Source organism: Ruegeria sp. CF5 (genome assembly GCF_056537325.1).
Window position 1 is genome coordinate 823,029 of sequence record NZ_JBQFRI010000001.1, and the last position, 13,403, is coordinate 836,431.

Here is a 13,403-nt window from a genome sequence, read left to right on the forward strand (position 1 = left end):
CGCGCCATGTTGCCAAACCCCTGCGCCGCAGGATAAGGGCAGGCCATGAAACGCTTTCTGATCCTGCAGCTTCGCCCGGAAACGGATGCCGCCGACGCCGAGTTCGTGTCCATTTTGGACAAATGCGGATTGTCACCAGACCGTGTGCATCGCATCCGTCTGGATTGCGAGGATCTGCCTGATGGCCTGAATGTCACCGACTACGCTGGCGTGATCGTTGGCGGCGGTCCCGGATGCGTCAGTGACGATCCAGAGAAAAAGTCACCGTTGGATACCCGGATCGAAAATGCGATCATGGGCCTTATGCCACAGATAACGCAGGCCGATCATCCGTTCATGGGATGCTGCTACGGTTTGGGCATTCTGGCAGCACATCTGGACGGCGAAGTCAGCAAAGCACGATACAGCGAACCGGTAGGTCCTTCGACTTGCCACCTGACAGAGGACGCGGCATCAGACCCGCTGACCGACGGGTTGCAACCAGTATTCGAAGCCTTTGTCGGCCACAAAGAAGCCGTGCAGGCCCTGCCCGAAGGTTGCATCCATCTGATTTCCTCTGAGCCTTGTCCGTTCCAGATGATCCGCTGGGGGCAAAACGTCTATGCCACCCAGTTTCATCCCGAGGCGGATGCCCGGGATTTTGAGCAGCGTATCAATATCTACAAGGATCACGGCTATTTCCCACCCGAGGATGCACAAGACCTGATTGACGCGTGCCATTCGGCTGACGTCACCCAACCCGGCGAAATTCTGCGGCGGTTTGCCGAACGCTATGGGTGACCTAACGGCGCTGTTGCCTGATCCCGACCCCCTCGCCTAATCTGACCGGAAACGACTTTGGGAGGGGTTGTTTTTGGACTTTCTGATCAATGTGGGCCTGCCCCTGTCGCTGGCCATCATCATGCTGTCTCTGGGCGTCGGTCTGGAGGCAGGCGATTTTCGCCGCGTTCTGACCCGACGCTATCCTTTTGCCATCGGCGCACTCAGTCAGGTCGCCCTGTTGCCTGTTGTGGCGTTTGCTGTCGTAAAGCTGTTTGCGCTGCCGCCTGAAATCGCCGTCGGCTTCATGCTGCTCAGTTTTTGCCCGGGTGGTGTGACCAGCAACATCCTGTCGAAACTGGCAAAGGGTGATGTGGCGTTGTCAGTCAGCCTGACCGCCGTCATCAGCCTGTTGTCGATGGTGACGGTTCCCTTTCTGGCCTCTTGGTCGATCAATCATTTCATGGGCGAGCAGGCACCAGAGGTTTCAATCAGCGGACTGGCCTTTGCAATGTTCCTGATCACCACTCTGCCCGTGGCAATCGGCGTCAGCCTTCGGCATTTCGCCAGAGATTTCGCCCTGAGGATCGACGGGCCGCTTTCAAAACTGGCCACGGCCCTTTTCGTCCTCATCGTGATCGCAGCCCTTGCCGGGAACTGGCAGCTGTTTGTCGACAACCTGGGCGTCATGGGGGCCGGGTTGATCACACTCAATGTCGCTCTGCTTTTGATAGGTCTGGCGATTTCACGCGCCGCAAACCTGTCGTGGAACGAGAGCAAGACAATCTCAATCGAAACCGGAATCCAGAACTCTGCGCTTGGCATTACGCTGGGCGCACTGATCACCGGAACAACAACCGGGTTCAGCCCACTGGCCCTGCCCTCGGCCGTTTACGGCATCACCATGTATGCCGTGGCCATCCCATTCCTCATCTGGTTCCGTAACCGCTGAAAGGACGCCTCATGACCGCAAATACAGCAGATGCGATCGTTGTCGGAGGTGGCCTGGCGGGCCTTGCAGCGGCGGCGGAACTGGGCGATAGGGGCAAAAAGGTGATCCTGCTGGATCAGGAGCCCGCGCATTTTCTGGGCGGGCAGGCCTTTTGGAGCCTAGGTGGACTGTTCATGGTGGACACGCCCGAACAGCGCCGCATGGGTATTCATGACAGTCAGGAACTTGCCCTGCGCGACTGGATGGGCAGCGCACAGTTCGACCGGGATGAGGACAATTGGCCCCGAAAATGGGCCGAGGCCTATGTCGAGTTCGCCGCCGGAGAAATGCGACCATGGCTGCACGGGATGGGGCTGCGCTGGTTCCCGGTAGTGGGCTGGGCCGAACGTGGCGGCTCTTATGCCAATGGTCACGGCAATTCGGTCCCGCGATTTCACATTACATGGGGTACAGGGCCTGGCGTACTGGAACATTTCATCCGCCGGGTGCGTGAACATGTCAGTGCCGGTCTGATTGAGATGAAGTTCCGGCATCAAACCAGTCACATCATTATGCAAAACGGAACAGCCAAGGGTGTTTCCGGCGAAGTGCTGGCTGACGACACAGCGCAGCGTGGCGAGAAAACAAATCGTGACGAGGTGGGTGAATTCGAGGTCTATGCCCCTTCGATCATCGTCACGTCAGGTGGTATTGGCGGGAATTTCGAACTGGTCCGAAAAAGCTGGCCTCGTGATCGCCTGGGTGAGCCGCCCAAGGATATGGTCGCCGGTGTGCCATTCCATGTCGATGGAAGAATGATTGCCATCAGCGAAAAAGCAGGCGGCCATGTCATCAATGGCGATCGCATGTGGCATTACACCGAAGGCGTGCGCAACTGGGACCCGATTTGGCCCGCGCACGGCATTCGAATTCTGCCCGGCCCCAGTTCCATGTGGTTTGACGCGCGCGGCAACCGTCTGAACCCTCCGTGCCTGCCGGGCTTTGACACCCTGACAACCCTGCGGGAAATTCTGAAGACAGGCTATGAATACAGCTGGTTCGTTCTGACCCAGAAGGTGATCAAGAAGGAATTCGCCCTGTCAGGGTCAGAGCAAAACCCCGACTTCACTTCGGGAAGCTGGAAGGAGGTCATCCGGCAGCGCATCCTCTCGGGCGCAAAGGCAACGGGACCGGTCGAGGCCTTCAAGGAAAAGGGTGAGGATTTTGTCGTGGCCAACACGCTGACAGAACTGGTCAGCGGCATGAACCAACTGGGCGGCGGTCTTATCGATGAAGCCCATTTGCGTGCACAGATCGAGGCACGCGATTCCCAGATCGACAATCCGTTTTCGAAGGACGCCCAGATCATGGCTATTCTTGCCGCCCGCAACTACCGCGGGGATCGCCTGATCCGCACCGCCAAGCCGCACAAGTTTCTCGATCCGGCCAACGGTCCCCTGATCGCGGTCAAGCTGCATGTGCTGACCCGCAAGACACTGGGCGGGTTGCAGACCAATCTGGACAGTCAGATGATCGGCGCAGATGGCCAGATTGTGCCGGGCCTGTTCGCCGCAGGTGAAGTGGCAGGGTTCGGCGGCGGCGGGTATCACGGTTACAACGCCCTGGAGGGCACCTTTCTTGGCGGATGCATCTTTTCCGGTCGCAACGCAGGTAGATCGCGGGCCGTTGCCTGACCGACCTGCCCTTATTGCGCCAGTCTGAAACGCAGGACGGTATCGCCCGCAGCGTCCGTCAGGATCAGTTCATTCCCCGCTCGCGTAAAGGTAACCACGCGCTGCAATGCCTTGAAGAACTGACGCTCGATCTCGTCATAAGGCGGGGGGCAGGCCATCAGGGTCGCCGCCATGTTGTCGGGAAAATTGATGGCATTGCCGGAAATCTCGGCCTTGCCTGAAAAGCGATTGCACCCTCCGCTGCCGCCAAAAGCGCCGTCCTGACCAAAGGAAATCTCTGGCGGCTTGTCGGTATCAGGTGCCTCACCACCCCATTCTGTGGCGATCCATTTGGTATTCTCAAGCATCGCCTGCCCCTGATTGCTGACCTGAACAAGAACCAGATCGGCCTGATTTCCGGCACCATCCGTCAACACCGGATAGGCGGTGTCCGTGGTGAACAGCAGCTTTCGCCCGTCATAGATTGACCCTCTGACGACATACCGCATCCCATCCCGTACCAGAGCATCGTCATAGGTCAGCTGATAGGCGGCAGGCACCGCGCTCAGCGAATACCGCTGTGCGGACAGTGTAACCGCAGGCGCGTCGGCAAGGGACACGTCCTGAAGTTCGACGACCAAGGTGGCGTCTGGTGGCAGGGCAATACGTTCGCGATAGGTTGCCGACCCTTGCACGGTTCCTGCGACTGCACCATCCTGGCCTGCAACTGCGATCAGTAGACCAGCCAAAGCGGCAACGCCCAATGCGGATTTACGCATGTCAAACTCACCCTTTCAGATCCTGTTACCAGACAAGATCGTAAGAAAGTTTGAATTTTCAAGCTGTTCGACCAGCCGTCGGCGGTAATGCGCCGCTGGTCAAAGCGGCCAGATCAACGGGATCAGCAGTGATGCAAGCAGGCCGACTGTCAGATTGAGTGGGATACCCACCTTCATAAAATCCATGAATCTGTACCCGCCGGGGCCATATACCAGCATGTTGGTCTGGTATCCGATAGGTGTCGCGAATGAGGCCGATGCCGCCAGCATAACCGCAACCACAAGCGGGCGCGGATCGACCCCAACCGCCTGCGCCAGCCCGATGGCAATCGGGGTGACAACAACGGCAACCGCGTTATTCGACACCAGCTCCGTCAGTACGGAGGTCAGCAGGTACACAGCCCAGACAATCAGGAAGGGCGGCAGCATACCAAGCGACGGGGCGATAGCGTTGATGATCAATTCGACCGCACCCGAGCTTTCCAGCGCGGCCCCGATGGCCAGCATTGCAAAAATCAGGGCCAGCAGTCGACCCTCGACAAAGGAAAACGCCTCATCCGCATCAATACAGCGGGTCGCCAGCACAACGGCCACGGCAATGATCGAAAGCATCAGAATTGGTGCCACACCCAAGGCGGCCAACAGAACAATTCCGATCAGCGACGCAATGGCAATCGGCGCATGGCTGCGCCTGTATGCCCGCCCCGAAGGCTGTGCGACTTCGACCATATCCATATCGGCGGCCAGTTTCTGAATATCGGCAGGAGATCCCTCCAGCAGCAGCGTGTCGCCCACCCGGACCACCAACTCGTCCAGTTGCCGACCGATGTTCTGATTACGCCGATGCACGGCCAGAACATACACGCCATAGCGGCGGCGCAACCTCATCGCACCCAATGTTCGGCCGATCATGCGGCAGCCCGGCGTTATCAGCACCTCGACGGTTTTGGTTTCCACGGCGGACACTTGGTCAACACGCTTGAGTTCCGGGTTGCTCTGAAGGCTCAGAAGTTCGGTCATCTGGGTCCGCAGAACGACACGGTCGCCGACCCGCAGCGCTACCCCCTTCAGGTTACGACGCAGGGATTCGTCGCCGCGGATCACATCGATCAGACGAACACCCTGGCGTTTGAACAACTGCACCCCCGTAACCTCGCGCCCGATCAGGTTGCTGTCGGGGGGGATGACGGCCTCGGTAAAGAACTTCATCTTCGACCGGTCGCTGAGCATGCTTGCCATACTATCCCGCTCAGGCAGAAGATGCGGCGCGATGAACCGCAGATAAACCATGCCATAGATCACCACGGCTATCCCAAGCGGGGTGACCTCAAAGATCGAAAAGGCAGGCAAACCCTGTGCCCGTGCCACACCATCGACCAGCAGGTTGGTTGACGTACCAATCAGGGTCAGTGTTCCGCCCAATATCGCCGCATAGCTGAGCGGGATCAGAAGCTTTGAGGCTGGCAGGTTTAACGTGCGGGCGATTTGCACGAAAACCGGAATCATAACAACGACCACAGGAGTATTCGAAACCACAGCAGACGCGATGATAACAAAACCCATCAGCAGCCCGATTGCGATCCTTGGATTGACCTGCGCCTGCTTCTGGGCAATCGACGTAAAAGCGTCCAGCGCGCCCGTTCTGACCAACGCCCCCATGATGATGAACATGGCAGCGATCGTCCAGGGAGCCGGGTTTGAAAGAACGACCAGCGCATTCTGATAGGGCAAAATACCGGTCATCATCATCAATGCGACACCCGAGATGGCCACAACCTCGGTCGGATAGGTTTCGCGCATGAACATTACGAACATGCCCCCGACAATGCACAGCGCCAATATCGCGCTGCCAGTATCTGTCAATTGAAGGAAGTCCATTCGTGGTATTCTGTCCGAACCCTGTTCTGGCCCAAGCGCCCTGCAGCCAGTTTCACGTATTGCGCGGCTGCGGGCAAGCCTCAGCTTACTTTAGCTTTGCCAAAGTTAGTGTTTTCACGGCCCGGCTTGCTCGAGCCGCCCGCCGACGCGAACCATCCGCACCTTCGTCGCCTGACCACTTCTGTCGTCAGTTTCGACATAGACGCCGCTCAGGGTCGCCTCACCGGTTGCGGGTGTGAAGCGGGCCTTTGGCATGCCGGTGATAAACCGGCGCATCGGTTCTTTTTTGTCCATCCCGATCACTGAATCATAATCGCCGCACATACCTGCATCGGTTAGATAGGCGGTTCCGCCCGGCAAAATCTGCGAATCTGCTGTTGGCACATGCGTATGCGTTCCAACCACAAGGCTGGCGCGCCCGTCGCAATAGTGTCCCATCGCCATCTTTTCCGAGGTCGCCTCGCAATGCATATCCACGATAACGGCTTGCGCCTGACCACCACGCGGATGCGATTTGAGTATGGGTTCAATTGCAGAAAACGGATCATCGAACGGACGCTTCATAAAGACCTGACCCAGAACCTGAACCACCAGAATTTTCCGCCCACCCGGCGCGTTATACAGGCGATATCCGCGCCCCGGCGCGCCCTTGGCGAAGTTCACCGGGCGCACGATGCGCGGCTCGCTTTCGATGAACTGCAACATGTCTTTCTGATCGAAAGCGTGGTCCCCAAGCGTCAGACAATCCGCGCCCGCATCCAGAAGCAGTTTGGCGTGATCGCCACTCAACCCCATACCGTTCGAGGCATTCTCGCCATTGACGACCACGAAATCCAGACGCCATTCCTCGCGCAGGCGTGGCAGATGCTGCTGCACGGCCGCGCGCCCCGCGCGCCCCATGACGTCCCCAAGAAACAAAATCTTCATGTTTCGGGTCCTATGGGTATCGCACGGCGATAACAAGGCAGAACCATGCAAATTGCAGGCCATTCGCGATACTTGATTTTGAATTTTGCGATGGCAAGTTCATTGGGTAACCGATTCTCAACCAAGGATAATTTCAATGACTCGCACCGCCCTGACACTGTCGATGATGCTGCTCGCCACTGGACTTGCCGCCCAGACGACAACCACCATGGCCAATCCTGCCGCCACCTTCTGCGTCGAAAACAACGGCGAATATCAGATTCGAAAAAACGCAGACGGCAGTGAGTACGGCGTCTGCATCCTGCCTGACGGCAAAGAAGTGGATGCCTGGGAATACCTGCGCAGTCATTTCGAGAACTAAGGATCAGAAGGTCAGAACCCGGCTTTCCGTGACGACCATATCCAAGGGCTGGTCGGTTGGCTCAAGCGGCAGGTCTTCGGCCTCCTGCGCATCAAACGCGAAACCGATCGCAAGTGTCGGGCGTTTGGCGCGCAGGCCTTCAAGCGTCCGATCATAGAAACCGCCACCATATCCCAGCCTGCCGCCCCGGACATCAAACGCCACCAGCGGCACGATCAGGATTTCGGGATCAAAGTAGTCATCGACCTCGGGCACCTTCGCACCAAAAGGTCCGTCCTTTAGCACCCCTTCGGGTGTCCAGCGCGAAAAGCGCAAGGCCTGTCCCTGCCCTTGAATGACAGGCACGCCCACTGGCCCATAGGCGGTCGCCTCGGCCATGGCTGGCAGAGGATCGATTTCCGTGCGGATCGGCATGTAGCCGGACATCGGAACCCCCCTGTGTCCGGCAAGAATTTCGGACAGGCGTCCGGCCGCACCCGGCATCCTTGTTTCAAACGCCGCTTTACGGCGGGCAAAGGCGGCTTTGCGGGCCGCCGCTTTGATTTCCGTCAGGTCGGTCGTATCGCTCACAGTAACACCACGCTGGCAAGCCCCAAGAAGATGAAAAACCCCATCACGTCCGTCGTGGTCGTAACGAAGGTTCCCGATGCCAGTGCCGGGTCAACGCCCAGACGGTCCAGCACGACCGGTACTACCGTACCTGCGAAGCCCGCGATGATCATGTTCACGACCAGGGCAGATCCGATCACGACACCCAGCAACGGAGAATCGAACCACATCATCCCAACCGTGCCCAGTACGATGGCAAAACACAGGCCGTTCAGCATACCGACCAGCAATTCGCGGCGAATGACCCGCCCCACGTTTGCCGCCGTCAGGTCGCGTGTGGCCAGTGCCCGCACAGCCACCGTCAACGACTGGGTCCCCGCATTGCCACCCATCGACGCCACGATCGGCATCAGAATGGCCAGTGCTACCAACTGGTCAATCGCCGCCTCGAATTGCGAGATCACCAGCGAGGCGCAGATCGCCGTACACAGGTTCACCGCAAGCCACGGCAAACGGCGCTTGCTGGTCGCCGCCACGCTGTCGGAGATGGAACTGTCGTCGCTGACGCCCGCAAGGCGCAGCATGTCCTCTTCGTATTCCTCGTCCAGAACCGCCATCGCATCATCGATGGTGATGACACCAACCAGTCGGCCATCCGCATCAACCACCGGGGCCGAGATCAGGTGGTACTGATTGAAGGCATAAGCCACATCCTCTTCGTCTTGATCGACCGGGATAACGTGAAACTCTTCTTCTGCGATATCCCTCATCGGCACATCGCGCGGCGTCGCCATCAGCTTGCCAAGCGTGACATGCGCAATGGGCTTCAGCCGGGGATCAACTAGGATGACGTGATAGAACTGATCCGGCAGGTCATCGCTTGCGCGCATGAAATCAATGGTTTGCCCAACCGTCCAATGCTCGGGCGCCATGACCACTTCGCGCTGCATCAGACGCCCGGCCGAGTTTTCCGGGTAAGACAGCGCCTGTTCAGCCGCTACCCGTTCGGAATCCTCCAGCGCATCCAGAATGGCCTCTTGCTGCGGCTCCTCCAGATCTTCCAGAAGGTCGACGACATCATCACTTTCCAGTTCCCGCACGGCTTCCGCCAGAACGTCGGGTCGCAGGACGTTGATCACCTCTTCCCGAACGGATTCGTCCAGTTCCGACAGAATTTCCCCATCGAACTCCTTGTCGTAAAGCCGGATCAGGCGCGCCCGGTCAAACGAGTTGATCTGTTCCAGAAGGTCGGCAATGTCCGCCGCATGCAGCGGCTCCATCAACTCGACAAGCTTGTCGCGATCGTCAACGTCAACCGCATACAGGATCGCCGTTACGGTCTTTGGGTCCAGCGCATAGGCGTCGTCATCCCGGGGCTGATCGGTTCCGGCGCTTTCGTTGCCTGTCGTCATGCTCTGCCCCCTGATCCTGGCGATTGGACCTTAAATAGAAGAAGCAGCTACAGGAAAACAATGACAATGGTCCAATTTACCCACATCTTTACGCCCCTTATGCTGTGGATCGGTCCCAAACATGTGGAGAGTGATGTAAATGGCGCAAAAGACGCTTTTGAAAGGGCGCGTTCTGACGTTTACCGGAACCCCGTTCAACGAAGAACCCGATGACGCCGTGACCGTCAGCGAAGCCGTCGTGATCGAAGGCGACCGCGTAGTTGCTGTCGGCGCGGCCGACGATCTGGGCCGCGAGTACCCGGATGCGACGGTGACCGATCATGGTGACAAGGTCATTATGGCCGGGTTCATCGATCCGCATGTGCATTATCCGCAGACCGCCATGATCGCCAGTTGGGGCAAGCGACTGATCGACTGGCTGAATTCCTACACTTTCCCGGAAGAGATGAAGTTTGGCGCGGCTGAATACGCCTCCGAGATTGCCAACCGGTATCTCGACCTGACCACTGCACACGGGACCACCACGATGTGCAGCTTCTGCACCATCCATCCAGAGAGTGTGGATGCCTTCTTTACCGCCGCTCAGGCACGCGGGCAGCGGGTTGTCGCGGGCAAGACCTGCATGGACCGCAACGCACCCGACGGGCTGCGGGACACGGCGCAATCCGCCTATGATCAATCCAAGGCCCTGCTGCAACGCTGGCACGAAACAGATCGCATCTCATACGCGATCACGCCCCGGTTTTCCCCGACATCCACGCCCGAGCAGCTTGAGGCGATGGGCGCCTTGTGGGCTGAACACCCCGACTGTTTGATGCAAACCCACCTGAGCGAACAAACCGACGAGATCGAGTGGGTCAGATCGCTGTTTCCCGATGCGCGGGATTATCTGGATACCTATGAGAAGTTTGGCCTGCTGGGCGGGCGGGGCCTGTATGGTCACGCCATCCATCTGGAACAGCGCGAGCGGGACCGCCTGCGGGAAGTCGACGCGGCACTGATACACTGTCCGACGTCAAACACCTTTATCGGATCGGGGCTGTTCGACATGGCCGGACTGATGCAGGACGGCCACCGGGTAGGGCTGGCAACAGATACCGGCGGCGGGTCCAGCTTTTCCATGCTGCGTACGATGGCTGCGGCTTATGAAATCGGTCAACTCCGCGGCGTTCCCCTGCACGCGGCTCAGTTGCTGTGGCTGGGAACCGTCGGTTCGGCCCGAACGCTGCGGATGGAGGACCGCATCGGCAATGTGGCACCGGGAATGGAGGCCGATCTGGTCGTGCTTGACCTCGCCTCAACCCCGGCCATCTCGCAGCGCGTGAAAAGCGCCGAAACCATATGGGAGGCCGTTTTCCCCACCATTATGATGGGGGACGACCGGGCAATCACCGAGGTCTGGATTGGAGGGCGTCGGGTGTAATCACCCCCGCCCTTCCCTGCTTCAGTGCTGCTTCCCAATTAGGGCGGTGGCCAACCGGTTCTGCCGCTCGATCACAACCGGCAGATCGATGGTTGCAACATGACCGTCACGGACAATCTGGCGCCCTTCCACGAACAAGTGTTTTACGCGAACGGGCCCGGCCAGCAAAAGGGCAGCCGGGTCCCAGCTTCCGGCGCTTTCCACTCCGCTGACATCCCAAATCGCGATATCCGCGCGCTTGCCAACCGCAAGCCGCCCGCAATCGGGACGGTTCAGCACGTCTGCTCCGCCCCTCGTCGCGATTTCCAACGCTTCCCGCGCAGACATCGCGTCAGCCCCTTTTGACACACGCTGCAACAGCATGGCCTGCCGTGCTTCGGCCACCAGATTGCCGCTGTCGTTGCTGGCCGAACCGTCCACGCCCAGCCCGACATTCACACCGGCATCCCGCATGGCCCTTACAGGCGCGATGCCGGAACCCAGCCTGCAATTCGAACAGGGGCAATGCGCAACCCCGGTCCGGGTTCTGGAAAACAAATCAATCTCTTCCCCGTTCAGCTTCACGCAATGCGCGTGCCAGACATCCGAACCGGTCCAACCCAGATCTTCGGCATATTGCCCGGGGCGGCAACCGAACTGGGCTTGTGAATAGGCGATATCCTCATCGTTTTCAGCAAGATGGGTATGCAGCATCACCGCCTTGTCCCGCGCCAGCAGGGCCGTTTCCCGCATCAGGTCCCGGCTGACCGAAAACGGCGAGCATGGCGCAAGACCAACGCGGCACATGGACCCTTCAGAGGGGTCATGAAAACCGTCCACGACCCGGATCATGTCCTCAAGAATGGCCTTCTCGTCCTCGACCAGACTGTCGGGCGGCAAGCCGCCATCGCTTTCTCCGATGCTCATGGCACCGCGCGTCGGGTGGAACCGGATACCCAGTTCGGCGGCCGCAACTATCGTATCCTCCAGACGCGATCCATTCGGGTACAGGTACAGGTGATCCGAACTCAGCGTGCATCCCGACAGGGCCAACTCGGCCAAACCGATCTGGGCTGACACATGGATTTCCTCGGGCCCGAAATTCGCCCAGATCGGATAAAGCGTTTTGAGCCAGCCGAACAACAGGGCGTCCTGCCCCCCGGGCACCGCACGTGTCAGAGTCTGGTAGAGGTGGTGGTGTGTGTTCACCAACCCAGGTGTCACCACACAGCCCGAAGCGTCGTGAATTTCACCCACCGTTGTCAGGTTTTTGCCAACAGCAGTTATCTGACCGTTTCGGACCAGCAGGTCTGCATCCGCAAGCTCTTGCCTGTCGTCATCCATCGTCAGGATGGTTTTAGCGTTTTTGATCAGGATTTCGTTCATCCCCACACTCCTTTTGTCGTCCGTCTCATACGAAGAGTGTGAAGGCCGGTGGAAAACGGACCCAAGAACCGGCTGTTGACGTTTTTATCCGCTGGCGCCGCCTCGGGCAACAAATATCAGTATTGCTGCAGAATGTTCAAAGCCGCCGTGTGAATCTCCGCATTTGCTGCGGCAAGAACCTGACCGCCTTCGTGCGCGGGATTACCATGCCAATCGGTAACGATACCTCCGGCTGCGTGGATTACAGCGATGGGTGCCTGAATGTCATAGGCGTTCAATCCCGCCTCGATCACCAGATCGATTTGACCGGCGGCCAGCAAAGCATATGCATAACAGTCCATCCCGTAACGGGTCAGTTTTACCTGATCCGCAACCGCGCGAAACGCGGTCGCTTCTTTCGTCGTTCCGACCTCGGGGAAGGTTGTGAACAAAAACGCCTGACCCAGTGATGCCGTGCTTCGCGTACCAAGTTGCGACTGTCCCTGTGGCCCGGTCGAAAAGGCAACGCCGGGCGAGCCGACAAACCGTTCACCGATGTAAGGTTGATCAATGATTCCTGTCGTGGGTCCATCCTGATCCCCCACGGCGATCAACACCCCCCAGGTCGGCGTTCCGCTGATGAATGCGCGGGTTCCGTCAATCGGGTCCAGTACCCATGTAAGCCCGGTCGTTCCCGGAGTTTTTCCGAATTCCTCGCCCCAGATACCGTCATCCGGCCGATGCGCCGCCAGCACTGCACGCATCGCCTTCTCGGCCTCGCGATCCGCGACCGTGACCGGATCAAATCCGGCCTCCAGCTTGTTCTGGGTATCAAGATTGGCTTGCCTGAAATACGGCAGGATCGCCGCTCGTGCGGCGTCCGCCATCATTTTGGCGACTTCAAGATCGCTGCTCGGGGTCAGTTCCATGCCCTACCCCTGCGTGTCAGCGCCAGTGAAGTCAAGTCAGTGAAGTTATGCTACGTCACTCAGCACGCGCGCCAGTTCAAACAGGCGGCGGCGCTGGTTTTCCGGAATCGCATAGTACGAGCGCACAAGATCCAGAGCTTCCTTGTCACCCATCAGATCCGCAGGAACCGACTTTTTGTCGGCGCCGTCCTTCTGCGTCTCATCCAGACCTTCAAAGAAGAAAGAGACCGGAACATCCAGAGCCTCGGCAATGTCCCACAGGCGGGATGCGCTGACCCGGTTGGCACCAGTTTCATACTTCTGAATCTGCTGGAACTTAATCCCAACCTGTTCTGCCAACTGCTGCTGAGTCATTCCAATCAGCCAGCGGCGGTGCCTGACGCGCTTGCCCACATGGACATCGACGGGATGGGTCATGGGTTCTCTCCTCTGTTTCAC

At 58.7% G+C, this 13,403-nt stretch carries 13 protein-coding genes; 5 read left to right on the forward strand and 8 right to left on the reverse strand.

Translation table 11 applies throughout. The features are described from left to right. The first annotated feature begins 45 nt into the window (after positions 1 to 45). The 3 genes from ACR0NW_RS03900 (at position 46) to ACR0NW_RS03910 (ending at position 3,384) form a co-directional block, all read left to right on the forward strand. The gene (locus ACR0NW_RS03900) at positions 46 to 780 is read left to right on the forward strand and encodes a glutamine amidotransferase (protein WP_480448763.1); all 735 of its coding nucleotides are present in this window, start codon (positions 46 to 48) and stop codon (positions 778 to 780) included. Positions 781 to 853: 73 nt separating this feature from the next. Beyond that, positions 854 to 1,711, forward strand: coding sequence for a bile acid:sodium symporter family protein (locus tag ACR0NW_RS03905; protein ID WP_480448762.1), 858 nt, complete (start codon positions 854 to 856; stop codon positions 1,709 to 1,711). Between the two features lie 11 nt (positions 1,712 to 1,722). Beyond that, positions 1,723 to 3,384 carry an FAD-binding dehydrogenase gene (locus tag ACR0NW_RS03910; RefSeq protein ID WP_480448761.1) on the forward strand — a complete coding sequence of 554 codons (1,662 nt, stop codon included), beginning with the start codon at positions 1,723 to 1,725 and terminating at the stop codon, positions 3,382 to 3,384. Between the two features lie 11 nt (positions 3,385 to 3,395). Here the strand turns inward: ACR0NW_RS03910 and ACR0NW_RS03915 are convergent, their stop codons facing one another. The 3 genes from ACR0NW_RS03915 to ACR0NW_RS03925 all read right to left on the reverse strand — a co-directional run bounded on the left by ACR0NW_RS03915 (position 3,396) and on the right by ACR0NW_RS03925 (position 6,947). Next, positions 3,396 to 4,142, reverse strand: coding sequence for a YbaY family lipoprotein (locus ACR0NW_RS03915; protein ID WP_480448759.1), 747 nt, complete (start codon positions 4,140 to 4,142; stop codon positions 3,396 to 3,398). A gap of 99 nt (positions 4,143 to 4,241) precedes the next feature. Continuing rightward, positions 4,242 to 6,020, reverse strand: coding sequence for an SLC13 family permease (locus ACR0NW_RS03920; protein WP_170650880.1), 1,779 nt, complete (start codon positions 6,018 to 6,020; stop codon positions 4,242 to 4,244). A gap of 114 nt (positions 6,021 to 6,134) precedes the next feature. After that, complete coding sequence (locus ACR0NW_RS03925) at positions 6,135 to 6,947, reverse strand: TIGR00282 family metallophosphoesterase (protein ID WP_480448758.1); 813 nt, start codon at positions 6,945 to 6,947, stop codon at positions 6,135 to 6,137. A gap of 136 nt (positions 6,948 to 7,083) precedes the next feature. Between ACR0NW_RS03925 and ACR0NW_RS03930 the strand changes: the two genes are divergently transcribed. Then, positions 7,084 to 7,308 (forward strand): DUF333 domain-containing protein, encoded by a 225-nt coding sequence (locus tag ACR0NW_RS03930; RefSeq protein WP_170650882.1) that lies wholly within the window; start codon positions 7,084 to 7,086, stop codon positions 7,306 to 7,308. A gap of 3 nt (positions 7,309 to 7,311) precedes the next feature. Here the strand turns inward: ACR0NW_RS03930 and ACR0NW_RS03935 are convergent, their stop codons facing one another. Both ACR0NW_RS03935 and mgtE read right to left on the reverse strand, forming a co-directional pair. After that, positions 7,312 to 7,878, reverse strand: a complete 567-nt coding sequence (locus tag ACR0NW_RS03935; RefSeq protein WP_480448757.1) for a 5-formyltetrahydrofolate cyclo-ligase — start codon at positions 7,876 to 7,878, stop codon at positions 7,312 to 7,314. After that, positions 7,875 to 9,269, reverse strand: coding sequence for a magnesium transporter (gene mgtE, locus ACR0NW_RS03940; RefSeq protein ID WP_480448755.1), 1,395 nt, complete (start codon positions 9,267 to 9,269; stop codon positions 7,875 to 7,877). Before mgtE ends, ACR0NW_RS03935 begins: the two co-directional genes overlap by 4 nt. A gap of 139 nt (positions 9,270 to 9,408) precedes the next feature. Here mgtE and guaD point away from each other — a divergent pair, with 139 nt between their 5' ends. Next, on the forward strand, positions 9,409 to 10,692 hold the full coding sequence (gene guaD, locus ACR0NW_RS03945) for a guanine deaminase (protein ID WP_480448753.1): 1,284 nt from the start codon (positions 9,409 to 9,411) through the stop codon (positions 10,690 to 10,692). Positions 10,693 to 10,713: 21 nt separating this feature from the next. On the opposite strand, the gene ACR0NW_RS03950 is transcribed toward guaD, so the two are convergent. From ACR0NW_RS03950 to ACR0NW_RS03960, 3 genes are all read right to left on the reverse strand, one after another. After that, the gene (locus ACR0NW_RS03950; RefSeq protein WP_480448752.1) at positions 10,714 to 12,057 is read right to left on the reverse strand and encodes an 8-oxoguanine deaminase; all 1,344 of its coding nucleotides are present in this window, start codon (positions 12,055 to 12,057) and stop codon (positions 10,714 to 10,716) included. 116 nt (positions 12,058 to 12,173) lie between these two features. Then, a complete protein-coding gene (gene hisN, locus ACR0NW_RS03955; protein WP_480448751.1) occupies positions 12,174 to 12,965 on the reverse strand; it encodes a histidinol-phosphatase in 792 nt (263 codons plus the stop codon). A gap of 45 nt (positions 12,966 to 13,010) precedes the next feature. Further along, the gene (locus ACR0NW_RS03960; protein WP_170650888.1) at positions 13,011 to 13,382 is read right to left on the reverse strand and encodes a helix-turn-helix domain-containing protein; all 372 of its coding nucleotides are present in this window, start codon (positions 13,380 to 13,382) and stop codon (positions 13,011 to 13,013) included. Between the last annotated feature and the right edge of the window lie 21 nt (positions 13,383 to 13,403).